This window comes from Modestobacter italicus, from assembly GCF_000306785.1.
GTDB classification, from domain to species: domain Bacteria; phylum Actinomycetota; class Actinomycetes; order Mycobacteriales; family Geodermatophilaceae; genus Modestobacter; species Modestobacter italicus.
In genome coordinates, this window is record NC_017955.1 from 1,637,449 (window position 1) to 1,660,607 (window position 23,159).

Here is a 23,159-nt window from a genome sequence, read left to right on the forward strand (position 1 = left end):
CACGCTCAAGACGCTGCTCGCCCAGGGCCCCGCCGGCTGACGGTCCTCGCCGGTCAGCTGCTGGCGCTGCTGGTGGTGCTGGCCGCGACCGTGCTGCTGAGCTTCCTGCTCACCGCCCTGGTCGAGCTGGGCGGATCGCGGCCGGCGCCTCGGCGACCGTCGACTGGCCCGGGGCCGGGCAGCTGCTGCGCGGGTTCGGCGGCGGGCTGCTCATCGCCGCCACGTGGGGCGCGCTGGGGATGCTGCTGGGGACGGGCGCTGCGCAGCACCGCGCTGCCGATCGGGCTGGGGCTGGTCTGGGTGCTGGCGATCGAGAACCTGGTCGTCAACGTCGCCGCTCCGCTGCTCGGCGCGTTCGACCTCGTATAACTTCGTATAATGTATGCTATACGAAGTTATTACGGCTGGTCGGCCGGATCAGCCCGAGCAGGGCCCGCAGGGTCGTCGTCTTGCCGGCGCCGTTGGGGCCGAGGAAGCCGTACACCTCCCCGCGACGGACGGTGAGGGACAGGTCGTCGACGACGGTGCGGCTCCCGTAGCGCTTGGTGAGCCCGTCCAGCACCACGACCTCGTCACCGGGCCCACCGGTCTCCTGTACTGGCTGCATGGCGGGACTGTGCCCCCGCCCGCCGAGCGCTGTCGACCGCTGCACCGGGCGTGGCGCGCCGATTCCCCCCGGAGGTGGGGGGGCTTCCGGCCCGCGGCGCGCTTGCGGCTGCGACCTCAGGCACGACCCGGCCACGACCCGGCCACGACCCAGGTCGCACCCACTCCGACGCAGGTTGGGTCTGCTACATCGGGTGGGCCACGAGTCGACTCCTGTCATCTTGGGCTCGGTCGCTCGCTTTGCGGCGGCGCCGACCGACTGGTGGGACCTTGATCTGCCCGTCGGCCGTCTTGCCGTCCACGGCCGCCATCCATCACGATCGGCGAGCGACGCGCTTCTCGGTCTCATCAGCCTGATCGTTCGCTTGCTCCCAGGACAGCGGGCCTCGCGGCCGCCTTCACGGCGCTGGAGCGGGCAGGCGGGACCTCACCGGCCGCCCAAAACCACGACCAGGCCCTCGACGACCAGCCCGCCCGGTCGAGTCCCGAGGAGAAGCCAAGCCCGCGATCGTGACCGTCACAGGGAACCTGGCCGGGGACCCATAGTTGCCACTGTCCCGGCCAGCGAAGCCACCGGGAAGAACCGGCAAGTGCGCGAACCTGCGCCTGGCGGTCAGCGGGACGCCAGCAAGCGCGTGTCGACCGAACCGCTGTCATACAACGTCGCAGTGCGGCGATCGGCGACCGCGGACACCGCGTGACTGTTCGCGACCGGGCGCTCGTGCGCGGGGACCTACGGGTGCAGTTGTGATCGTCGTCGCAGTCCAGAGAATCCCAACTGCGCTACTCCACTTCGGAGGGTGTTGCCCTCGACGCTCCCTCAGGTCGAAACTCATGGTCCGTCGCCAGCGGCCTTCCTGTTCCACAGCTTGTCTGACCCGACGCGCCTGGCGATACTGCGCCACCTGAGCCTCGGCGAGCACCGCGTCGTCGAGCTGACCGGGCACCTGAGCCTTTGCACAGTCGACGTCTCCAGTCCCCGGACAGGTCTGGCATCCCCGGGACGGGCGGATCGTGGAGCTGGTACTGCACCAGCAGGACCACAACTACCTCGGCCGCGATTCGTGCTGGCTATCGCGGCGGCCAGCGTCGCCTGACGCGGAGGTTCTTGGCGCACTCCGTGGGTGTAAGGCAACTTCGCGGGACACTGTGAACGGTTCCTGCCACACCGCGGTGGAGCAGGTGACGCGAATCCGACCCGCACGGTCAGCTCGGGAAGGGTGGTTCTGCCGAGCGGTGTCTCCGCTGATCAACGCCGGTTACGACGGGGCCATGCCTTCCGATTGCCTCAGTGCCGCGCTCATGGAGGCGGCGAGAGCGGCATCTCGCTCTTGCTCTGCGCGCTGATAGCGCAACGCTGCGGCGGGCGAGGCGTGCCCGAGCCGGTGCATCAACTCCCTGGTGGTGGCTCCATGCCGCGCGGCGATGGTGGCGCCCCAACCCCGCAGGTCGTGCAGGTGAGAGCCGGCCGGGAGCCCGGCTGCCTCCGCAGCTGGTGCCCACACCCGTGAGGAAAAGTTGTTGCGCCGGATGGGCCCGCCCTTCGGCCCCACGAAGACCAGTCCCTGGGCACCGGCCTGGGCGTACATCGCGAGGTGGTGCTCGAGGTCGCCGATGATGTGCGGCGGGATCGCCACAGCTCGGCGACCAGCGACCGACTTCGGCGGACCGTAGGAACGCCCCTGTCCGATCACATCGACGACGGCGCTCTTCACGCTTACGGTTCCCGCCTTTAGGTCGAGATGCTCTCGGCGCAGTGCTGAAAGCTCACCGATGCGGAGGCCCGTCCAGGCGGCCAGGAGGATGAGCGCTCGCCACCGATCCTCGACGGCATCGACTAGCGCCTGGACTTGAGCAAGGCTGAACATCGGTCGCTCGCTGGACCGTTCCTGCCCCGCCCCGCGGATGGCGCATGGGTTCCGGCCGATGAGGTTGTCGTCCACGGCCGTGGTGCAGATGGCACGCAGCAGTCGGTAGCACTTGGCCGCCGTGACCTGGCCTGGCCCTCCCGGACCGCTGAGCTTGCCGTACCAGGCCCGGACGGCCGACGTCTCCAGTTGGCGAAGTTGTGTCGCTCCCAAAGCCGGGATGATGTGGTTCTTGAGCTGTGCCCGGTAGAGCTCCGCGGTGCGAGGGGCCAGCGGCCGGCCCCGGACTAGGCGAGTCTCGACCCACCGCTCGGCGTAGCCCTTGAGCGTCTCCTTGCCCGCCTTCGGGTTGGCCCATCGGCCCGAGTCCATCTCGGTCTGCGCTCTTGCGAGCCACCTATCGGCCTCAGCTTTGGTGGCGAATGTGGACGGCGCCGAGACTTGGGTCCCCGAGCCATCCGGATAGCGGGCTTGGTAGCGGCCAGAGGAAAGCTTGCGGACCGTGCCCCAGCCTCTTCGACTCATGACGACCTCTCCGTGTCTTACAGCCGAGGGGAGCGTCGCGTGACCGCGGGGAGGTGTCGGCGCCTCGGCGTCGATCAGCTCTTGCACTCCACTGCTTCAGCGGAGGTCTTGACTTCCTCAGGTCGATGTGCAGTGATCGACTGATCAAGGAAGCTGGGAGCGTCAGTACTTGGCTTCGCATGAGCTCGGTCGTATCGCCGCAGACCTCGTGTCATGTCGTCGCTGACGGAGGACAAAGGGACGGCGTACATGTGGCCTAGCGGGGATGAGTAACGCCGCGGTCTTCCGCTTCCCCTAGTCGCGCTACAACGGTCGTTGCCTGCATGCCGGGGGTCGCCTACTCCTCACTCGTGACACGTCCGGCCTCGATGAATGCGTCGAGCGTTGAGCGCTGGAGCCTGACGTACTTGCCGAGCTTGACGTAGGTGATTCGCCGTTGAGCGATCAGCCGGCGGATGAAGCGTTCTCCGGTGCCCAGGTAGTCCCCCGCCTCGACGACTGTCAGCAGGGGGTCGTTCCGTTCGGTTGGCGCCACTCGTTCCGACGTCGTCACGGACATCAGGTACCGACCTGCGGGCGAACAGGGCGTCCGCGAACGGGGCGGTCGGTGTCGAAGGCCGGGATGGAACCGGAGAGCCATCGAGGACGCCGTGCTTGGTCATCGGTTGCGGATTTCATGCATGAAGCCTGGCGCGCGATGTTCCGGTTTCTCTCCCGTCTGGGCATCGGGATCGATCGATAGGCCGTGACAACACAAGCGGTGCTGGCAGCAGTGTCGTGGCCGTCGGCATCGCCCAGCACGCCATCCTCCAGTTGGTCTCCAGGGCCCATGGGCGGAGGGAGCTTCCCGGGCTGCGGGATGACGTCGCTGCGCGCCGCGCAGCACGAGCGTTGGGAGTCCGAGGCAGCCACGCGGGCGCTAGGGTTCAGCGCCACGGGCGGGTGTCCACCAAACGGGTCATGTGGGGGAGAGCTGCCATGGCGCGGCCACTGCTTCGAGGCGACCGCTTGCAGGCTGCCCGTGAGGCCGTGGGGCTGACGAGAGAAGAGTTGGCCACGAAGTTGGGGCTCTCCGGCCCGGCGCGTGTCCGGGTGTGGGAGACGGGTCTCGAGCGTCCGCGACCCCGCTTCGTGCCGCGGCTGGCATCCGCGCTGGGCGTCGACCCGTTGTACCTGCTCGACGTCGATGCAGGGGACCCGCCCTTGGCGGCCCTCCGCCTAGCTGCCGGCTTCGCCACGAACCAGGTGACTGCTCCGGGTCTGTCCGTCATGACGTACGTGCGCCTGGAGGACGGTCGCCCCGGTGTGGATGACTCCGCCAAGGTGATCGCCGCCGTCGCCGAAGTCCTCGGCATGGACGTCGCCCGCGTGGAGGCGGCCGTCCGCCGTTCCCGTAGCAACCACGCGGCCTTGGCGTCTTTCGGCGGCTGAACAGGAGAATTACGGGGGGAAAGGCTTGCTCTGAAGGGCGATCTTGGTGGTAATTTCCCCCACCCACCGCCCGGGAGGTGCCCATGGCCCGCACGACCGAGTCGAACGCGACATCGGCCAGCGTGCCCTTGAGGCTCGCAGCGCAACCGCTCTCGGGTCATGCTCGCGCTGCAATGTGGCCTGCTGCCCCGGCGAGGGCAGTCGCGATGACCAGGCGGCGGTGGACGGCCGGCATACCCCTGGTGTTGCTGGCCCTCTCCGGCTGCGCGGACGGCGACGCCAGTCCGGACTCCTCACCGAGCGCGGTCACGTCTTCGTCGTCGCGGACTCCGTCCGTCCCTGTGACGAGCAGCGCGCCGACTCCCGAGGAGGAGGCGGCAGAGACCGCGACCATGGTCGTCAACGAGATGCTGCGCGTGACCGACGCGGCCAAGAAGGACCCAGGCGCCAGGGACTGGGAGCCGCAGATCCGGCGGTTGTCAGGCGACCCCGCCGCTCTGCTCGCCGTCACGGCGGTGCGGGATTACGCAACGATCGGTCTCCGTCAGGAAGGCGACACTGCAGTCGAGTTGGAGGTCACCGACGTCGATCTGGCGGCTCCCGAAGGGCCGACCGTGAGGATCACGGGCTGCTACGACAGTCAGAGCACGCGGGTGGTGAAGGTGGAGACCGGCGAGGTCGTGCCACCGGGGACTCCCCTGCGGTACGGCTGGGACATCACCGTGACGCGCTACGAGGCCGAACCTGGATCCCCGTGGCTGGTCAACCAGCTGGACCCGCTGACGGACCGGCCATGCTGAGGGCGGGCGGCGTGGTCCTGCTGGCGGCCGTGATGCTCGCGGCCCCTGGCGGGTTGGGCAGGGCTATGGCAGCACCCGTCGCGTGCGCCAAGCAGGATGCGCAGACCGGCATCTGCCTGGTCGAAGCGACTTCTCCCGGTCAGGATGCGGACGCGGACTCCATAGTCGGCGGTGACAACCTTGGTGGGGGTCGGAACACCGGCGGAGGCGACTCTGTGCCGAGCCCGAGCCCGAGCCCGTGCACCTACTCCGTGGCCCAGCCGCAGCCGGCGCCGACCAGTGCGGTGTGGGACGGACGTTCTCCGGCCGACGGAGTGATGTACGTGCAGGTGTGCCCGCGACCCGACAGGTCCGGACTGACCACAATGCTGATCTTCGTCACAAACAACTCCGCCCCGCCTGCGGGGCCGCCCGTGGACCCGCGCGCGCTGGCGAAGCAGGCAATCGCGTCGCTCGTGATGCGAGCACCGGAGATCCGGCTGGCGCCGCCCCCGGGTTCCACCAGTGGCTTGGTCGGCCTGCCTGTATGGATGTGGACCGAGCGCGGCGAGGAGTTCCTCGGGCCGACGCGGCAGTCCGTCTCGGCCGGTGGCGTCACGGTCGCTGCGGTAGGCGAGGTCAGCCGCATCGTCTGGGACATGGGGGATGGCACGATGGTGACCTGTGGCGCCGGGACGCCGTACTCGCCGGGGGCGGAGGGAAAGTCTCCGGACTGCGGCCATGTCTATGCGCAGGCGTCGAGCCGGCACGTGCCCGGCGGGGGCTCGTGGCCGATCACCGCAACGAGTACGTGGACGGTCACCTGGTCCGGCGGGGGGCTGTCGGGAACAGAGACGCTGGAACTGTCCTCGTCGTCAGAGTTGTTCGTCGGTGAACTGCACGTCCTCAACCAGGACGGGGGCAGTCGATGACTCGCACTCAGCCGCCGACGACCGGCGCGGCGCCTCCCTCCCCAGCGGGCAACGGGCTGCCGCGGGCGCCGGTGTTGCCGCCGCCGCGTCGCCGGCGCCGTCCGGCCCTGCTGGCGCTCGCGGTGACCATGGTGGTCCTCGGAGCGCTGGGGGCAACCTACCTGGCGACGTCGTTGGGTCAGACGTCTCCGGTGATCGCACTCGCCCGGGAGGTGCCCTGGGGCCAGGCGATCACCGCTGCCGACCTGGTGGAAGCGAGAATTTCACCGGATCCGGCGTTGCATCCCATTCCGTACGGTGACCGCGACCAAGTGATCGGCATGGTGGCGGCGACCACCCTGACGCCGGGTTCGCTGCTCACCCGCGACGCGCTGACCGATCAGCGCCTCCCGGCCACTGGCCAGCAACTGGTCGGCGTCGGGGTGTCGACGGTGCAGCTGCCGACAACCGCCCTGCGGCCCGGCGATGACGTCCTCCTGGTGCCCGTGGCCGCAGGCAGCGCTCCAGTTGCGGCCGAGGGAGGCGCTCCAGGCGTGGTGGACGCGACCGTGGTGCAGACAGGTCCGCCGGGAACAGACGGTCTCCGAGTGGTCGACGTGCTCGTTGCCGCGGCCGACGGGCCGGACGTCGCCGCTCGCGCCGCTGCAGGCCTGGTCGCCATCGTCGTGGTCGCCGGCGAGTAGGCGGCTGCCGTGTTGATCGCGCTGTGCTCGGCCAAGGGCGCGCCCGGGGTGACCACCAGCGGCCTGGCGCTGGCGCTGTCCTGGCCGCGGCCGGTGGTCCTTGCCGAATTGGACCCCGCCGGCGGGGACGTGCTGACGGGATACGGCCGAGGGGAGTTGTCCGCCGGCGGGCTGGCCGACCTGGAGCTCGCGGCGCGGCGTGGCGGTTTGGCCCGACATCTCGACAGCCAGCTGCTGTGGCTCGACCCCGAGAGGCGGGCGCGACTCCTGCCCGGCTTGGCCGACCCTGCCGGCGCCCGACATGTGAACTGGGACCGACTGGCTGCCTCGTTGGCGTCGGTGGAGGACGGCGCTATCGACGTGATCGCCGACTGCGGTCGGTTGCGCGCCGAGCACTTCCCGGTCGCCGTCGTCCGGCGGGCTGCCGCCGTGGTCCTGGTCACCGGCTCGACCCTGCGTGCCATGCACGCGGCGACGCAGGCGATCGCCGAGCTCCGCGGAGAAGACGGCCACGTCGGCATGGTGGCCATGCTGGTAGTCGGGCCGGGTGAGCCGTACGGCGAGCGGGAGATCGGCGAGGCGCTAGGTGTTCAGGTCATCGGTTCGCTGCCGCGCGATGCCAAGGCGGGGTCGGTGCTCAGTGATGGTGCGCCGGCCGGTCGGCTGTTCACCCAGTCAGCGCTGCTGCGGGCTGCGCGGACGGTCGCAACCCGCTTGGTGGAGTTCGCCGCGGCGCACGAAACCCGGTTGGCGCCACCGCCACCGCCGGCGCCCGTGCCTGCGCCGGCGACCACGATCGGGGGCAGCCGTGTCCGCTGACCCCACCACCCACCTCCTCCGCGCCGTGGCCGTGCCTCGAGGACCCGACGGATCACCGATCTCGGTGGACTGGACGCTTGTCCGCCGGCTGCACGAGTCGACAGCGGCGGCGCTGGCCGAAGAGCTCAAGCGCAGCCCGGCACTCAGCACGGTGGCGCAGCAGGAGCTGGCCCGCACTCTTGTCCAGGACGGCATCGACGAGCTGGTGCGCGAACGGATGCGCGCCGGCCAAGCGGTGCCCACCCCGGAAGACGAACAGGCGATCGCCGAGGCGGTCTTCGCAGCCCAATTCGGGCTGGGTCGGCTGCAGCCCTACTTGGACGACCCGCTGGTGGAGAACATCGAGGCGCACGGGCACGACAACGTGTGGGTCGGCTATTCCGACGGCCGCGACGTCCGGGTCGATCCGATTGCGGACTCGGACGAGGACCTGGTGCGTCAGCTACAGCACATCGCCGCCCGGCTGGGCCGCTCGGAGCGGACGCTGACCACGGCCAGTCCGCTGCTGACCATGCGGCTGCCGGACGGGTCTCGACTGGCGGCGGTGATCGAGACCGTGCCGCGTCCGCAGTTGGTGATCCGGCGGCACCGGATCCGCGACGTCGACCTCGACGACATGGTGGAGCTGCGGGCGATCGAGCGGCCGCTGGCGGAGTTCCTACGGGCAGCAGTGCGAGCCCGGAAGAACATCGTGGTCACCGGCGCGCAGGGTGCGGGCAAGACGCTGCTGCTGCGAGCGTTGGCAAACGAGCTGCCGGTGAGCGAGAACCTGGCCACGATCGAGAAGCACTTCGAGCTGCTGCTGCACGAGCTGCCCGATCGGCATCCGCGGGTGGTGCCGTTCGAGGCCCGGGAGGGCTCCGGGGAGCGCGGCCCGGACGGCCGCCGCCTCGGCGAGGTGACGCTGACGGAGCTGGTGGAGCAGGCGTTGGTGATGAACGTCAGCCGGGTGTGGCTGGGAGAGGTCCGTGGCGAGGAGGCTTGGCCGCTGATCGAGGTGATGGAGGCCGGCGAGGGCGGTTCGTGCTGCACACTGCACGCCCGCTCGGCACACCACGCGTTCGAGCGGCTGGCCAATCTGTGCATGCGCGGCCGCGCTGCGGTCACCCCGGAGCACGCGTACCGGTCATGTGCGTCGGCGATCGACCTGGTCGTGCACATCACCACTGTGGACGAGCGGTGGATCGGCGGTGAGCGGCAGCGGTTCGTCAGCCAGGTCGTCGAGTGCAACGGCATCGGCGAGGGCGGACGCCCGGCGGTCACCGAGGTTTTCGCTCCGGGACCCGACGGGCGAGCGGTGCCCGAGCATGATCCGGTGGACTTGGCGGACTACGTGCGGGTTGGCTTCGATCCCGACTGGCTGCGAGTCGGCCAGGGACCGTGGGCCAGCACGGTCGGAGGGCCACGGTGAACGGCGTGGGGCTGCTGGCCGGCGTGTGCGGAGCGTTCTTGGTCGCCGGCCTGCTGCTGTTTACCCACGCGCTCACCAGCCCGAAGCCGCCGGCTCGGCCCAAGCGTGGCAGGCCGCGTCCGACGGCCCCGGTGGACCGCCCGGCGGCGCGGCGTCAGCGAAGGCTGTGGGTGGTCGGTGGCGTGGCGGCGGCCGCGGCGTGGATGGTTTCGGGCTGGCCGGTCGGCGGGGTGCTGGTCGGGCTGGCGGTCGTCGGGGTGCCCTGGCTGCTGGCGCAGTTCTCCGCCGGCAACGCCGCGGTGGAGCGGCTCGAGGCGCTGCAGGAGTGGGTGCGCCGCACCTCCGACATCCTGGCTGCGGGCGGTGGGCTGGAGCAGACGCTGATGCGCTCGGCCCGTACCGCACCCGAGCCGATTCAGGTGGAGGTGGTCACCCTGACGGCGCGGCTGCAGGCGCGCTGGCCGACGGACCGGGCGCTGCTCGCCTTCGCCGACGATCTCGACGACGCCGCTGGGGACCTGGTCGTCGGCGCCCTGCTGCTGGGTGCGGAGCTGCGTGGGCCGGGACTGGCGCGAGTGCTGACCGAGCTGGCGGGCAGCCTCAGCGAAGAGGTCACCATGCGCCGCAAGGTCGAGGCCGACCGCGCCAAACCTCGCGCGAATGCCCGCTGGCTGTTGCTGATCACCGTTGCGGCGGCCGGGCTGGCGGCCCTGAACGGCGACTACCTGGCGCCCTACGGCACCGGGATGGGTCAGCTGGTGCTGGCGGCCATCTGCGCGCTGATCGTCGGCTGCCTGCTGTGGATGCGCCGGCTCACCGTAGCCGTGCCCTCGACCCGCTTCCTGGTCGATCGCGATGGCAGCCGACGGACCGAACTCGACCCGGAGGAGGTGCCGGTCCGATGAGCGGCCCCCAGGCGTTGCTGATCGGCTTCGGTGCGGTCGTCGGGCTCGGCGTGTTTCTGCTGCTGCGCGCCGCCCTGGTGGTCGAACAGCCGCGGTTGGCCGACGCGCTGGTCCGCCTGGATGGGCGCGCCGCACCCACGCTGGCCAAGCCGGTTCCGGCGGCGAGTGACTGGTGGGCGCGGGCGGCCGGCCGCGCCGGTATCTGGGCCGCCGCCCGGTTGCCGGCGGCGGGTCGGCGAGCGCCGGGACAGGCTCTGGCGTTGATCGGCTGGACGCCGGAGGGCTACGCCGCGCGCAAGGTGGGCCTGGCAGCGTTCGGCGCGGCCTTCGTGCCGCTGCTCACCGCCGTGCTCGGGCTGGCCGGCGTCCGCCTGCCAGTAGTGATCCCAGTGGCCGGATCGCTGGCGCTGGCCCTGGTCCTCTTCTTCGTCGTCGATCTCGTCGTGCGTGATCAGGCCGCTGAGGCGCGCTCACAGATGCGCCGGGCGCTGTGCTCGTATCTGGACCTGGTCAGCCTGCGCCGTGACGCCAGCGAGGGCCCCACCATCGCCCTGGAACGAGCCGCCGCACTCGGCAACGGGTGGGTATTCGCCCGGATCACCGACGCGCTGGTCGCCGCCCGGCTGGCCGGGGAGCCGCCGTGGGACGGGCTGCGCCGGCTGGCCGCCGACACCGGGGTCGGTGAGCTGGCCGACGTCGCCGACATCGCCGCGGTCGCAGCCGTCGAGGGTGCGTCGATCGCCCCGACGCTGCGGGCTCGCGCCCAGTCCCTGCGGGTGCAGCTGCTGGCCGAGGAGGAGGCCGCGGCCAACACCGCCAGCGAGAAGCTCACCGCCCCGGTTGCGTTGCTGTCGATCGCCTTCCTGTTGCTGTTCCTCTATCCCGCTCTGGCCCGACTGATGGCCACCTGACTGCCATGCCCCTGAGAAGGAGAGTCCGATGATGCCGCTGCTCACCACCTTGACCGCCCTCGGCGCGGCGCTGCGCAAGCGGCTTCACGACCTGCGCGACGAGCCGGAACGCGGCTCGCTGTCGGTGGAGCAGGTGATCATCACGGTGGCGCTGATCGGCATCGCCGTCGCGCTGGTCGCGGTTATCGCCAACGCGGTCACCTCCCGCTCGAGCTCGATCCAGTAGCCAGTCCGTGGTCCGCTCCGCCAGCCCACGCGGCCTCACACCGTGGTCCCGGCTCGGCCATGTCTCTGGCCGCCGGGCCAGCGGCGTGGCGGGTCGACGGCTGTCCGGGGAGCGCGGCGCGGCGTCGGTGGAGCTGGCGGTCACGTTCCCCGTTGTGCTCTTGCTGGTCATGACGCTGATCCAGGTGGCCTTGTGGTTCCACGCCCGCTCAATCGCTCTCGGCGCTGCGCAGGAAGGCGCCCGGGAGGGCCGGGTACAGCCTGCCTCGACCGCCCGCGCCGGGACGGCGGCCGAGGACTTCCTCGACCAGACCGCCTCCGACCTGCTCACCGGCCGGGACGTGACCGTGGCCGCCTCACCGACCAGCATCGAGGTGACCGTGACCGGCACTTCGCTCAGTCTCTTCCCCGGCCTTTCCGGCTGGGCGGTCACCCAGAGCGCCGTCGGCCCCGTGGAACGGCCGACGCCATGAACGGCCGGGTCGGGGAGCGGGGGGCGGTGTCGGTCGAGTTGGCGCTGCTGGCCCCGGCGCTGCTCCTGCTGCTGTCTTTCGCCGTCGTCGCCGGACGGACCCAGGTCGCCGAGGGCGCCGTCGCCGAGGCTGCTCGCGCGGCCGCCCGGGAAGCCTCCCTGTCCGGCGATCCCGCCACGGCGACGGCCTCGGCCACCGCGCAGGCGAAGCGCTCTCTGACCGCTCAAGACCTGGGGTGCGAGCGCACCACGATCGATGTCGACACCGCCGGCTTCCAAGCACCGCCCGGCCAGTCGGGCGACGTCACTGTGTCGATCACGTGTGTCGTCGACATGGCCGACCTTCTGGCACCCGGTCTGCCCGGTTCGGTGACCGTGGATGCGATCTTCACCAGCCCCGTCGACGCCTACCGCGAACGATGAACCCCCGACAGCGCCTCCGAGGCCAAGACGCCGAGCGCGGGGCGCTTGGCGTCTTCCTCGCCGTCCTTGTCCCCGGCCTGCTGTTGATCATCGGCCTGGCCGTCGACGGTGGCGCCAAGGTGGCCGCCACCCAGCGCGCCGACGCCATCGCCGACGAAGCCGCCCGCGCCGGCGGCCAAGCCCTCGACGTCTCCGCCGCTCTCGCGGGAGATGTCCGGGTCGATCCGGCCGCCGCGGTCGCCGCCGCGCGGGACTACCTCGACCGCAATGGCGTGCACGGCGCGGTGACGGTTGTGGACGGCGACTCCCTGACGGTGACCACGACGATCACCGAGCCGACCAGCTTCCTCGGCCTCATCGGCATTCAGACCATGACCGTGGAGGGCTCCGGGACCGCCGACCTCATCAGCGACCAGGACGTAGGAGCGGAGCCATGACCACTACGCCGCGGGCGCTCGATGTGCTGCGCCGACTGCTCGCATTGCTCGTCCTCGTTGCTGCGGTCGCTGGCGTCCCGTTCGCGCTCTGGGAGCTTGGCGCGGCCTACCTGCCGACAGCGCTTTCCTCATGGGAGCAGGTCACGGACGCGTTGAGTGGGCCGGACAACGGTGGTCTCTTCCTGGGCCTGCTCGTGGTGATCGGCTGGGCCGCGTGGGCGGTGTTCGCCCTGTCGGTGGCCGTCGAGCTCGCCGCCCAGTTGCGCGGTCTCCCACCCCTGCGGCTGCCCGGCTTGGCGGCATCCCAGCAGCTGGCCGGCCTACTCGTTGCCGCCGTCGTCGGCGTCGGGGGCGCGCCTCTGCTCGCCGCCCCGGCGCTCGCCGGACCACCCGTGGTCGCTGAGCAGCCGACCGACGAACCGCCACCGATTCCTTCTTCCGTACCGGATACCGAGCCAGCCGAGCCTGCCGCGAACGGCCCCACGTACACGGTGCAGCCGCGCGACACCCTCGGCCGTATCGCCGCCCGTTCCCTTGGGGACTGGACGCGGTTCGAGGAGATCCTCGAGCTCAACCGCGGCCGACCCCAGCCCGACGGCGCTGTCCTGACCGATCCGGCGCTCGTCCGCCCCGGCTGGATCCTGGTCCTCCCGCCCGACGCCACCCTCGCCGAGGCCGGATCAATCGCCGGGGAGGTGACGGTGCGCCCCGGTGACACCCTCGCAGACATCGCTGCGCAGCACGGCCTGGACAGTTGGCAGCCGATATTCGACCTCAACGCCGGCGAACCGCTGCCCGGGGGCGGCGGATTCAGCGACCCCGACCTGATCCGCCCCGGGCAGGTCCTCGACCTCCCCCCGGCCGACCCGGCAGCCGCCGACGCCGGTCCGCCAGCCGCTCCCGGACCACCAGCCGAGGAAGCGCCGCCGCCACCTCCGTTGGACGAGGACGAGCTCCCCGTGCCGGCCGAGCCATCGCCGACCCCGGACGCCTCGCCGGCAGCGGAGAGTCCACCCGAGGACCCGGAGCAGTCGGCAGCCGACACCGACAGCCTCGATGCCGACGCCGACCAGTTCCCGGCGGAGATGGCGTCCGTTCTCGCCGGCAGCGGGGCAATGCTCGCTGCGGGCGTGGGCGCGGCGTGGCTGGCGCATCGCCGCCAGCGCCTGCGCCGCCGGCGTCCCGGCCGGAGGCTGGCCCCCCTTCCGACGACCCAGTCGGCCATACAGACGGTCCTGGCATCGGCGGCCGACAAGGGCACGGCCGACTACGCCGCGCTCGACCTGGCGCTGCGCGGCCTCGCCGTCCAGGTGTCCGCCGATCCGGACGCGCGACTCCCCGACGTCGTCGCCGCCCGACTCCACGGCGGCCAGCTCGAGCTGCGGCTGCACGCTCCGGCCGACCGACCTCCGCCGGCACCGTGGATCGCCGACGACACCGGTCTCCGGTGGTCGGCGCGGCTCGACCAGGACACCGGTGTCGACCCCCAGGTGGCCCGCACCCGCTTGGCGCCGTACCCGACTCTGGTCACCATCGGCACCGACACCGACACCGACACCGCAGGCCGCTGGCTGCTGGACCTGGAACGTCTCGGGGCGGTGCACGTGACCGGACCGCCCGACCGCCGCGAGAACTTCGTCCGGCACCTGGCCGCCGAACTGGCCGTCAACGGCTGGTCGGACCTGCTCACCGTCACGCCCGCCGGCTTTGGTGACGAACTGGTCGACCTCGCCCCCGGGCGGGTCCACCCGGTCGACGGCGCAACCGACCCCGGCCTGCACCTCGGCCTGGCGGAAGCCGCCGAGTCCGACAGTGACGACGTGCTGGACGGGCGGCTGCGGGCCGGAGCCGGGGACGGCTGGATGCCGCAGGTCGTCCTCGTCCCACATCCGCCGGATCAGGTCGGCGAACTGGCCGAGGCCGCCGCTGCTCTGCGAACGCGGGAGCGGCGCGCCGCGGTCGCACTCGTGCTCGGCGCCGAGCCGGAGCAGGTCAGCGACGCGTGGCTGCTCACGCTGACCGACGACGGGTCGCTGCTCGTCCCGGCGCTCGGGCTGCGGCTGCCGGCGCCAGTGCTGACCGCCCAGCAGGCCCGTGACATCGCCACGCTGCTGGCCTTCGAGCGCGACTCCGAGGACGCCCCGATCCCCGTCGCCGACGGCGACCGCCCCTGGCAGGTGCACACCGACGCCGCCGGCGCGCTCCACGGCGACCTGACCGGTCCGGACACCGCTGCGCCACCGACCTCCGCCCAGCCGCCACTGCTCCGACGGGGCTCCACTACCGAGGCGGTCCGCGACTCGACGCCACCCACACCGACCGGCAGTCCGACGGGGGCGCGGACATCGTGGACGACCAGCGGTGCTTCCGACGTGCCGGGGTTTGCAGTGCCGGCCGACGTGCGCAGCGAGATCGAGGACGACCTCAACCAACTCGACCGCGATCTGGCCGACTGGTGGTCGCCGGACTGCGCCCGGCCGCGGCTGACCCTGCTCGGACCGGTCGCACTGCATGCGCACGGTGATGAGGCGGCCGTCGCCAGGTCCGGGTTGCGGCGCCGCTACGAGGAGACGGTCGCCTACCTCGCCACCCGCCCGCACGGAGCCACCGCTGACGAGGCCGCCACCGCGCTGCAGCCGGCCCGCGGCGGCAGGACCGACCCCGTGAGCGCCCGCGCCTACGTGCACCGGGTCGCCGCCGGCGCTCGCGCATGGCTGGGCACCGACCCCACCACCGGGCAAAAGCACCTCAGCTCCGGTCACCGCGGCCGCTACATGCTGACCGGCGTGCTCATCGACGCCGACCTGTTCCGCCAGCTGCGCGCCCGGGCCGCGGTGCGCGGCGACGGCGGCCTGCCCGACTTGCTGGCCGCTCTGCGGCTGGTGTCCGGCCCGCCGTTCGCGCAGCGTCCGGCCGGTTATGAGTGGTTGGACGGCTTGGACCTGACGCTCACCGCAGCCGTCTGCGACGTCGCCCACCAGGTTGTCTCCACAGCCCTCCCCGGTGGCGACCTGGCCGCCGCAGGCACCGCCTCCGCCACCGCCCTGCTCGTCGCGCCCGACGATGAGCAGGCCCTGCTCGACGCGATGTGGGTGGCCTTTCACCAGGGTCACCGTGCCGAGGCCGAGACCTACGTCGGGCGCATCGTGGCTGTCCACGACGGTGAGGACGAGATGGACCTGCCCATGAGCACGGCGGAGACCATCAACCGCGCCCGCCGGCAGTTCCTCGACCGCGCGTCATGAGGCCGCCGCACGTACCCCACGACCGGGGAGCGTCGCACTCGAACTTGGCCTGGTGCGCGCCGCGCTGGCGTACCTTGCCGGCATCCACGATCACTGCGCTCCGGCCGGTCAAGGGGAATACGCCCACGTCCGGCTGGGAGCGCTGATCGCCTGGCCGGCCCGGCCCTGATCCAGCGATGCCCTATCCGCCGCGGCCACAGCTGCGCCCGCTGCCCGCGTTCGCCGGAACCGCCCGCACCGGCACCGTGCCCAGCCAGAGGCTGCAGGCGCAGCTGGAGGCGTTCGTCCTGGCCCAGTACGCCGCCGGCCGTTCGCTGCGGCAGATCGCCGACCTGATCGACCGTTCCCCGACCGCGGTCCGCCGCGTGCTCGACAAGCACCAGGTGCCGCGGCGTGCCGTCGGCGCTCCACGGCAGACCGATGACGCCGGGGGATGACTCGAGGACGAAATCCGCGCCTCGACGCTCTCGCCAGGACCGGTCGATGCATCAGCGCGGTTCTTGAGCGGTATCGGAACAGCGCGCAGCATCCCTCGGGGCGCCGCATCCGTCCTCCGGTGATCCTCCAGTAACCCCCGCCGATGCGCGCCCTTAGTCATCGCTGGCCGCGCCGGCACACACCCGATATCGGTCGAGAACCGCTGTGCAGTAGCCGACTGGAGGACTACTAGAGGCCCCGGCCACACGGTCGGTGCATGCAGACCACAGCCCCGAGTCAGGAGTCGAGGCGCGGCCAGATGAGCCGTGGTGCGCCGTCGGCGGCGACGTCGCCCTCCAGCTCCACGGATCCTCACGAGGCACGGTCAATGACCGTGCGCGCCATGCGCGCGGCCGTCGTGGCGATCCGCGCGGGGCTCTTCGACGACGTCACCGACGACGTTCTCGCGCAGGAAGACCAGGCTTTCGGGGCCGCGGTCCGCCGCCGTGCCGGCCAACCGGATCACTCGCGCGTCCCGTGGACGCGAGCGGGCGTCGGCGGCCGTGTCATCCTGGTTGTGGCCGGTCACGCCGGGGCCGGTGCTTCCACCGTTGCGTTGGCGCTGGCTGAGGGGCTGGCGGAGAACCGGCGGGTGCAGCTGGTCGACTACTCCGAGCCGGCCCGGTCGGGGCTGGCGGCGGCCCCGACCATCGAACTGGGCACCGACGGCGCCGGGTGGCGGTGCGGTCGCCGCGGTCGACTCGACGTCATCCGGCTCGCTCGGGGCCCCGCCGACGGAGCGCTCCCACCGCTCCCGGAAGCTGACGCGGACACCACGGTGGTGGTGGACCCAGGTTGGTCGACGACCTCTGCGCTGCTCGACTCGCCGAGGTCGCTCGTCGACTGCTCTCTGGTGGTCGTCACCCGGGTCACGATCCCAGCTATCCGGCAGACCGAGCAGGTCCTGGCAGCCGTCAGCGGGGAGGCGGAAGTCGCGGCGGTGGGCCCCGCGCGGTGGCCACGGCTGGTCGAGGCCAACTGCGGTCCGCGGCTCGGTGAGGCGCGGTCGAAGGGCCAGGTGGTCCCGGTGCCGTTCTGCCGGCGCCTGCAGACCACCGGGCTGACCGGGGACCGGCTACCGAAACCGGTGGCCGCCGCCGGCCGGGCGCTGGCCGCGCTCGTGGCCCCGCCGGCGCCACCTCGGCACCGGCGCCGGGCAGTGCGGGCCGGGGCGACCCGATGACGGTCAGGCAAGGAACTGCGGCGGTGCGGGCGGCGTCGACCGTCCTGGTCGTCCTCGCCGGGCTGGTGGTGCTGAGCAGCGGACCGGCGACCGCAGCTCCGGAGATCGCCGCGGCGGTCTGCCCCGCGGCACCGCCGGGGATGCAGGGCTTCGCCGACGACGTCACCGCCTGGATGAAGTGGGGCGTGCTGGCGCTGATCGGCATCGGCGCGGTCGCGTCTCTCGGATCGATCCTGGTCGGGCGGATCTTCTCTCATCCACACGCGTCCCGGTACGGCGCTATGGGCGTCGCGGTCGTGGTGATGGTGGCCATCACCTACACGGTGATCTTGACGATCCTCGACTCGATCACCGGCAGCGGGTGCACCTGATGCGCCGCCGTGCAGAACGCCCGGTGGGGGAGACGTCGACGTGGGGACCGGCCCGTCTCCTCGTACTGATCGTGGTCAGCGCGCTCGTGGCGCTGGCGGTGCTGACCGGACTGGTGCTTGCGGTCGTCGGGGCACTGCCCGGGGACCAGCGGGACGGCGCGGACACCGCGCCACAGGCGGCCGCTCCGGCTACGGGCATGTCGCAGCAGGACGCGCTTGCCGCCGCGCCGATGCCGACCGCCGACCCGGACGCCGCGCTGCCCGGCCCGCTGTCGAACCGGGCCGCGGGCGTTCTCGAGGTGCCCTCGGCCACCGCCGTCGGCCCGGCCGAAGTGCCCACCGGCTTTCCGCGCACGCCGGAAGGCGCGCTGGCGCAGCTAGCGGCGATCGACGTGACCGCGATGCAGACCGGCTCGATGGACGGCGTGCGGCAGATGATCGCCGAGTGGGCCGCGAGAGGTGGCCCCACCCCGCAGACCTGGTCCGGGGCGCATGGCATGGCCAGCCTGTTGTCAGCGGCGGGGCTGTCCGGTGCCGGGTCACCGGAGCTGGCCTTCGTGGTCCGCCCGGTCATGGGACTGATCAAGGGCACGGTCGGCGAGGACTTCGCGGTGGTCTGCGTGAACTTCGAGTTCACCGTCACGGTGGAGGAGACGTCGCGGATCGCGATCGCCGACTGCCAGCGGATGGCCTGGGCCGGGGACCGGTGGGTGATCGGAGCAGGTGCGGAGCCTGCGCCGGCTCCGTCGGTCTGGCCGGGTACCGACGCGGCGATCGACGCCGGCTGGCGGGACCTGCGTCATGGCTAGGCCACAGCTCGATCGAGGCGGCCGATCGCCGCGTCCGCTGATGCTGGTTGTCGTCCTGATGCTTGCGGTGGTGGGCTGGCTGGCGACGGCGGCTCCGGCCTCGGCTGACTCGACGGTCGTGGCGTTCCCCGCAGCTCCGGCGGCGGACCATGCCTCGCTGCCGTGCCTGCCGATCAACCCGTTCTGTGTCATCGGCGAGGCAGCCGGCGCGGTGGCCGCCGACGTGTGGACCAGCGCCATGCTGTCGCTCTGGGAGGCCGGGTTGTGGCTGCTCGGCCTGGCGTTCTCGGTGATCGACGCACTCGCCACCCCGGACCTGTCCGCCGATGGCCCGCTGGCCGGGATCTATCCGGTGACCTTCGGGATCGGCGCCACCGTCGCGGCGCTGATGGCGCTCGTGCAGCTCGGGGCCGCGGCGGTGCGCCGGGACGGGCAGACCCTGGGCCGGCTGTTGATCGGGCTGGTGGAGTTCGGGCTGGTGTGGGCCGGCTACGTCGGCGTGTCGGCGCTGCTGGTCACCGGCGTCTCCGGACTGACCACCGCCCTGCTGCACAGCCTGCTGGGCATCGACACGATGGCCGCGTTCGACCCGTCGATCAGCGTGAGCCGCGACCTGGTCGACGGCACGGTCGCCACCGTGCTCGGGGTCAGTTCGATCTTCCTGCTGGTGCCCGCCAGCGTCGGCTACCTGCTGGTGATGCTGGTGCGCGAGGCAGCGCTGATCGTGCTGGCCGCGACCTCGGCGATCTCGGCCGGCGGCCTGCTGGCGCAGTCCTCGAGCACCTGGTTCTGGCGCAGCCTGCGCTGGTTCCTGGCCGCGCTGCTGGTCGCCCCGGTCGCCGTGCTCGTGCTGGGCGTGGGAGTGACCATCACCGAGGGGATCGTCACCGGGGCCGAGGAGACCAGCACCGAGGCCGCGATCGGCATGGCGGTGGTCGGCTGCCTGCTGATCCTGCTCGGCGCGATCTGTCCGCTGGCGCTGTTCCGGCTGCTGGCCTTCGTCGATCCAGGCACCTCGAGTGGGGCCGCGCTGCGCTCCTCTTTGGCCGCCTCGGGCGGGGCCGTGGGTGCACTGAGCAACCTCGGCGGCGGACGTGGCCGGGCCGCCGGCGCCGCAGTGGCCGCAGCCTCGGGCGGCGTGGCCGCCTCGGGAGCCGCGGCGCAGCTGGCCGGTGACCGCGCCCAGGGCGAGTCGACGGCGGACGCGGCGACCAGCGGCCGCTTCGCCGGAGCGCTCCGGGCACTGACGGCCGGTACCTCCACCGCCGGCCGGCTGGCGGCCGGCGTAGCTGCCTCGGCCGCCGACGTGCTCTCCGGCGCCGGCGTCGGCCACTCTGCGCCCTACTACGGGCAGCCGGTACCGAACGGGACGCATGCAGGCGGTCGTGGGGGCGCGGGGGCCGGACGGCCGTCCCGGCTCGGGCGGCCGCCCGGCCGGGCAGACGGCTCCCGCTCGCTCGGCGGCTCGACGTCCGGTCTGCACGGGACCGACGGAGGCAACGGCCCTGTCGCCATGGCCTGGCCGGCGCAGCATGTCGACGGCAACGAACTCGGCCAACCCGACGAGACCGATCCGCGGATCACGCGAACCGACGACGGACTCGGCGACGGCGGTGCGCGGTGAGCGCCGCCCGATACGGCGACTACGCCAAGGACGTCTCGGGCTGGTTCCTCGGGATGACCGGCGCCCAACTGGCCCTGGTCACCCTCGCCGGGGTCCCGGCGCTGCTCGCCCTCAACGCCCAGGCCTGGAGCTTGTTCGTCCTGTGGCTGCCGGTGTGGGCGCTGCTGGCCGCGGTGCTGCTCGTGCCGGTCCGGGGGCGCTCGGCCGGCCGCTGGCTGGTCGATCTCCTCCTGCACACGATGGGAGCACTCATGGGATGGACGGTGTTCGGCTCCCGGGCCGCGTCAGGCACGGCCGAGAACCCGGCCGAGGCGGATCTGCCGGGCGTCCTGGCCGGCATCCGCACCCACGACGGGCCGCCCTTCGGTCAGCTGTTCAGCCGCCCGGTGATCGTGCAGAACTGCGCGGCCCGGACGTGGGCGGCCGTGGCGTCGATCGATCATCCCGGGATCGGCCTGGCCGAACCCGACGAGCGCAACCGGATGGGCGCCGGCCTGGCCGAGCTGTGCGAACTCGCTGCCCGTACCGAGCTGGTCGACGTCCTGGCCCTGCAGGTGCGTACCGTGCCCGACGACGGCACCGAGCGTGCGGCCTGGGAACGAGCCCACACCCGCGCGGACGCCGCACCCCTGGCCACCCGGATCAACGCGCTGCTCGGGGCGACCCTCACCCCGGCCGCGGTGCGCACCGAGGCCTTCGTCACCGTCGTCGTCGGCGAGGCGCGGATGAGCCGGGCCGCGCGGGAGTCCGGTGGGGGTGTGGACGGCCGCGCCCGGGTCCTGCACGGGGTGATGGCCGAGGTGGAGGCGGCGCTCCGCGGAGCGGTCGGCTGCACCGCGGTCACCTGGCTGGACTCCGCTGCCCTCGCCGCCGCGGTCCGCACCGGCTTCGCCCCGGGTGAGCGCGGCCAGCTCATCGCCGCCGACCTGGCCGCCGCCGACGGCGCCCAGCTGACGACCGGGGTGCCGATGGCTGCCGCCGGCCCCAGCCAGGCCCGGGCCGAGGTACGGCACTACGCGCACGACGCGTGGGCGTCGGTGACCGACACCGTCCTGTTTCCCGACTCGGGAGCGGTGCTCGGCGCGCTGGCCCCGGTGCTGGTGCCGACGGTGGCGGGGGAGCGGCGTTGCCTGACCGTCTTCCTGGCCCCGATGCCGCTGGACCGGGCCACCCGCCTGGTCGGCCGGGAGGAGATGAGTGCCACCACCGGCAACGAGCTGCGCGCCCGGATGGGCTTCCGGCAGCGGGCCCGGCAACGGCGCGACACCGAGCGGATCGGCGCGGCGGACGAGAAGCTCGCGGCCGGGCGAGCCCTGGTCCGCCCCGCCGTCGCCGCCTGCGTCACGGTCCCCGCGACGTGGCCGGTGGCCGAGCACGGCCGGCGACTGGATGCGTCCATCCGCGCTGCCGGCTACGTACCGCTGCGGCTGGACCTGGCGCAGGACTCCGGCTTCGCCGCCGCCGCGGTACCCCTCGGCGTCGGGCTGCCCGACCGCCGGAGCCGACGGTGAGCGGCCGCGGGACCCGCCGGGGTCGGGACGTCGCCGTCCTGCTCGACGACTTCGGCCACCGGCTGCCTCCGCAGCCTCCGGCGAATGCAGCACCGCGCGACCGGAGCCCGTTCACCCAGCTGGTGCCCCGCCGCGGAATCCGCGGGCGCGGCCGGGGTCGGGCAGCGGCGCTCGCCCCGCTGTCGGTGTGGCGAATGACCTCGGAGCAGACGCCGGTGGTGTGGCCGCTGATCGCCACCTCCGGTCTGCCACCCACCGGCGCGCAGATGGGACTCGACCTGCTGTCGGGCGGAGCGTTCTACTGCGACCCCGTCGGCTGGGTCACCGACGACGACATCCCGGTCACCAATCCGAATGTCGTCGTCTTCGGCAAGCCCGGCCGCGGCAAGTCAGCCACGGTCAAGGCCTTCGCGCTGCGCATGCTCGCCTATGGCTATCGCACCCTGATCCTTGGCGACACCAAGGACGAGTACGAGCCGTTGTGCCGTGCGCTCGGCGTCGAGCCGTTCGTCATCGGCCACGGCCTTCCCGCCCGGGTGAACCCGCTGGCCTTCGGCCCCCTCGGGCACGGTTGGGAGCGGCTCGACACGTCCGAGGTCCGCCGCCGCGAGGCGCTCGTCTTCGCCCGGTGGCTCGTGCTGCTCCGTGGACTGGTCGCCTCCCAGTCGGTGCCGTTCGGCCCGGTGGAGGAGACCGCCGTCGGTGAGGCGCTGCGCATGCTCACGGGGTACCGCAGCGGAACCACCCGGCTGACCGAGCCCACCATCCCGCAGCTCTGGCAGACCTTGGACGAGCCTCCGCCGGAGCTGGTCCGCGGCTGCCGCTACGCCGACCGGCGGCACTTCCTCGACGCCACCCGAACCCTGCGCGACGCGCTCGGCTCCCTGGTCAAGGGCTCCCTGGCCGGGCTGTTCGACGACCACACGTCGATCGACGTCGACTGGCGCGCCCCGATCCAGTCGCTCTCGCTGTCCCGCCTCGAGCCGCTCGGTGACCAGGCCGTCGGCATCGCGCTGACGTGCCTCAACTCATGGGGCCAGGCGATGCGAGAGATCGCCGACCCGGGTGACCTGCGCATCGTCGTCCGCGACGAGACGTGGCGGCAGATGCGCCTGGGCGCCGAGGCGATGAAGAGCCTGGACGCCAACCTGCGGCTGTCCCGCCGCGACGCCGACGTGCAGATCCTGCTGGCCCACAAGCCGTCGGACATGCTCACCGCCGGCGACGCCACGTCCCAGGCGGTCGCCATCGCCCGCGACCTGCTGCACCTGTGCGACGTCAAGGTGCTGCACGGCCAGGACCAGGCCGTCGGCGACGAGCTGGGCAGCCTGCTCGGCCTGGCGCCGACCGCCCAGCGGCTGGTCACCGGCTGGGCGGTCGCCGGCAAGGGCCGGGCGCTGTGGCTGGTCGGGGACCGGGCGTTCAAGGTGCAGACCGTCCTCACCGGGCCGGAGGTGCGGCTGACCTACACCAACGAGGCACTCGCCGCCGGAGGCCCGACGTGAGCGGGAC

The 23,159-nt window shown here is 72.3% G+C and carries 24 protein-coding genes and 1 pseudogene; 21 read left to right on the forward strand and 4 right to left on the reverse strand.

Going from position 1 to position 23,159, the window contains the following annotated elements:
• Positions 1–75 precede the first annotated feature (75 nt).
• Entirely contained in the window at positions 76–369 is a 294-nt protein-coding gene (locus MODMU_RS26845; RefSeq protein ID WP_193375764.1) for a hypothetical protein, read from the forward strand.
• Positions 370–403: 34 nt separating this feature from the next.
• On the opposite strand, the pseudogene MODMU_RS26850 reads toward MODMU_RS26845, so the two are convergent.
• From MODMU_RS26850 to MODMU_RS08015, 3 genes and pseudogenes are all read right to left on the reverse strand, one after another.
• A pseudogene (locus tag MODMU_RS26850) lies at positions 404–607 on the reverse strand (ATP-binding cassette domain-containing protein); the annotation flags it as partial.
• 1,258 nt (positions 608–1,865) lie between these two features.
• Positions 1,866–2,999, reverse strand: a complete 1,134-nt coding sequence (locus tag MODMU_RS08010) for a site-specific integrase (RefSeq protein WP_014739710.1) — start codon at positions 2,997–2,999, stop codon at positions 1,866–1,868.
• Between the two features lie 337 nt (positions 3,000–3,336).
• Positions 3,337–3,558, reverse strand: coding sequence for an excisionase family DNA-binding protein (locus MODMU_RS08015; protein WP_014739711.1), 222 nt, complete (start codon positions 3,556–3,558; stop codon positions 3,337–3,339).
• Positions 3,559–3,977: 419 nt separating this feature from the next.
• On the opposite strand from MODMU_RS08015, the gene MODMU_RS08020 reads away from it, so the two are divergent.
• The 14 genes from MODMU_RS08020 (at position 3,978) to MODMU_RS08085 (ending at position 16,109) form a co-directional block, all read left to right on the forward strand.
• Complete coding sequence (locus tag MODMU_RS08020; protein ID WP_014739713.1) at positions 3,978–4,430, forward strand: helix-turn-helix domain-containing protein; 453 nt, start codon at positions 3,978–3,980, stop codon at positions 4,428–4,430.
• 392 nt (positions 4,431–4,822) lie between these two features.
• Positions 4,823–5,230 carry a hypothetical protein gene (locus tag MODMU_RS08025; protein WP_231851804.1) on the forward strand — a complete coding sequence of 136 codons (408 nt, stop codon included), beginning with the start codon at positions 4,823–4,825 and terminating at the stop codon, positions 5,228–5,230.
• Positions 5,231–5,595: 365 nt separating this feature from the next.
• Positions 5,596–6,141 carry a hypothetical protein gene (locus MODMU_RS29380; RefSeq protein WP_231851805.1) on the forward strand — a complete coding sequence of 182 codons (546 nt, stop codon included), beginning with the start codon at positions 5,596–5,598 and terminating at the stop codon, positions 6,139–6,141.
• A 128-nt stretch (positions 6,142–6,269) separates the two neighbouring features.
• Positions 6,270–6,824: an SAF domain-containing protein gene (locus MODMU_RS08035; protein ID WP_231851857.1), complete on the forward strand. Its 555-nt coding sequence runs from the start codon at positions 6,270–6,272 to the stop codon at positions 6,822–6,824.
• A 9-nt stretch (positions 6,825–6,833) separates the two neighbouring features.
• A complete protein-coding gene (locus MODMU_RS08040) occupies positions 6,834–7,643 on the forward strand; it encodes a CpaE/TadZ family protein (protein WP_014739717.1) in 810 nt (269 codons plus the stop codon).
• Positions 7,644–7,707: 64 nt separating this feature from the next.
• A complete protein-coding gene (locus MODMU_RS08045) occupies positions 7,708–9,054 on the forward strand; it encodes a TadA family conjugal transfer-associated ATPase (protein ID WP_231851806.1) in 1,347 nt (448 codons plus the stop codon).
• Between the two features lie 5 nt (positions 9,055–9,059).
• Positions 9,060–9,959, forward strand: a complete 900-nt coding sequence (locus tag MODMU_RS08050; RefSeq protein WP_014739719.1) for a type II secretion system F family protein — start codon at positions 9,060–9,062, stop codon at positions 9,957–9,959.
• Complete coding sequence (locus MODMU_RS08055; RefSeq protein ID WP_014739720.1) at positions 9,956–10,870, forward strand: type II secretion system F family protein; 915 nt, start codon at positions 9,956–9,958, stop codon at positions 10,868–10,870. Before MODMU_RS08050 ends, MODMU_RS08055 begins: the two co-directional genes overlap by 4 nt.
• 28 nt (positions 10,871–10,898) lie before the next feature.
• The gene (locus MODMU_RS08060; RefSeq protein ID WP_014739721.1) at positions 10,899–11,096 is read left to right on the forward strand and encodes a hypothetical protein; all 198 of its coding nucleotides are present in this window, start codon (positions 10,899–10,901) and stop codon (positions 11,094–11,096) included.
• A 127-nt stretch (positions 11,097–11,223) separates the two neighbouring features.
• Positions 11,224–11,568: a TadE family protein gene (locus MODMU_RS08065; RefSeq protein WP_014739722.1), complete on the forward strand. Its 345-nt coding sequence runs from the start codon at positions 11,224–11,226 to the stop codon at positions 11,566–11,568.
• 26 nt (positions 11,569–11,594) lie between these two features.
• On the forward strand, positions 11,595–11,990 hold the full coding sequence (locus tag MODMU_RS08070) for a TadE/TadG family type IV pilus assembly protein (protein WP_014739723.1): 396 nt from the start codon (positions 11,595–11,597) through the stop codon (positions 11,988–11,990).
• A gap of 119 nt (positions 11,991–12,109) precedes the next feature.
• A complete protein-coding gene (locus MODMU_RS08075; RefSeq protein ID WP_231851807.1) occupies positions 12,110–12,427 on the forward strand; it encodes a hypothetical protein in 318 nt (105 codons plus the stop codon).
• Positions 12,424–15,672: an AfsR/SARP family transcriptional regulator gene (locus MODMU_RS08080; protein ID WP_041795093.1), complete on the forward strand. Its 3,249-nt coding sequence runs from the start codon at positions 12,424–12,426 to the stop codon at positions 15,670–15,672. Before MODMU_RS08075 ends, MODMU_RS08080 begins: the two co-directional genes overlap by 4 nt.
• Positions 15,673–15,848: 176 nt before the next feature.
• Positions 15,849–16,109: a helix-turn-helix domain-containing protein gene (locus tag MODMU_RS08085; protein WP_014739726.1), complete on the forward strand. Its 261-nt coding sequence runs from the start codon at positions 15,849–15,851 to the stop codon at positions 16,107–16,109.
• Between the two features lie 365 nt (positions 16,110–16,474).
• On the opposite strand, the gene MODMU_RS29385 is transcribed toward MODMU_RS08085, so the two are convergent.
• Positions 16,475–16,678, reverse strand: a complete 204-nt coding sequence (locus tag MODMU_RS29385; protein WP_231851808.1) for a hypothetical protein — start codon at positions 16,676–16,678, stop codon at positions 16,475–16,477.
• A 27-nt stretch (positions 16,679–16,705) separates the two neighbouring features.
• On the opposite strand from MODMU_RS29385, the gene MODMU_RS08090 reads away from it, so the two are divergent.
• From MODMU_RS08090 to MODMU_RS08115, 6 genes are all read left to right on the forward strand, one after another.
• Complete coding sequence (locus tag MODMU_RS08090; protein WP_231851809.1) at positions 16,706–17,332, forward strand: hypothetical protein; 627 nt, start codon at positions 16,706–16,708, stop codon at positions 17,330–17,332.
• A gap of 23 nt (positions 17,333–17,355) precedes the next feature.
• The gene (locus tag MODMU_RS08095; RefSeq protein ID WP_014739728.1) at positions 17,356–17,703 is read left to right on the forward strand and encodes a hypothetical protein; all 348 of its coding nucleotides are present in this window, start codon (positions 17,356–17,358) and stop codon (positions 17,701–17,703) included.
• Positions 17,704–17,774: 71 nt separating this feature from the next.
• On the forward strand, positions 17,775–18,512 hold the full coding sequence (locus MODMU_RS08100) for a hypothetical protein (RefSeq protein ID WP_231851810.1): 738 nt from the start codon (positions 17,775–17,777) through the stop codon (positions 18,510–18,512).
• 40 nt (positions 18,513–18,552) lie between these two features.
• Positions 18,553–20,136, forward strand: coding sequence for a hypothetical protein (locus MODMU_RS08105; protein WP_014739730.1), 1,584 nt, complete (start codon positions 18,553–18,555; stop codon positions 20,134–20,136).
• A complete protein-coding gene (locus tag MODMU_RS08110) occupies positions 20,133–21,647 on the forward strand; it encodes an SCO6880 family protein (protein ID WP_041795096.1) in 1,515 nt (504 codons plus the stop codon). Before MODMU_RS08105 ends, MODMU_RS08110 begins: the two co-directional genes overlap by 4 nt.
• Complete coding sequence (locus MODMU_RS08115) at positions 21,644–23,152, forward strand: ATP-binding protein (RefSeq protein ID WP_041795097.1); 1,509 nt, start codon at positions 21,644–21,646, stop codon at positions 23,150–23,152. The genes MODMU_RS08110 and MODMU_RS08115 overlap by 4 nt, the downstream gene beginning before the upstream one ends.
• Positions 23,153–23,159 lie beyond the last annotated feature (7 nt).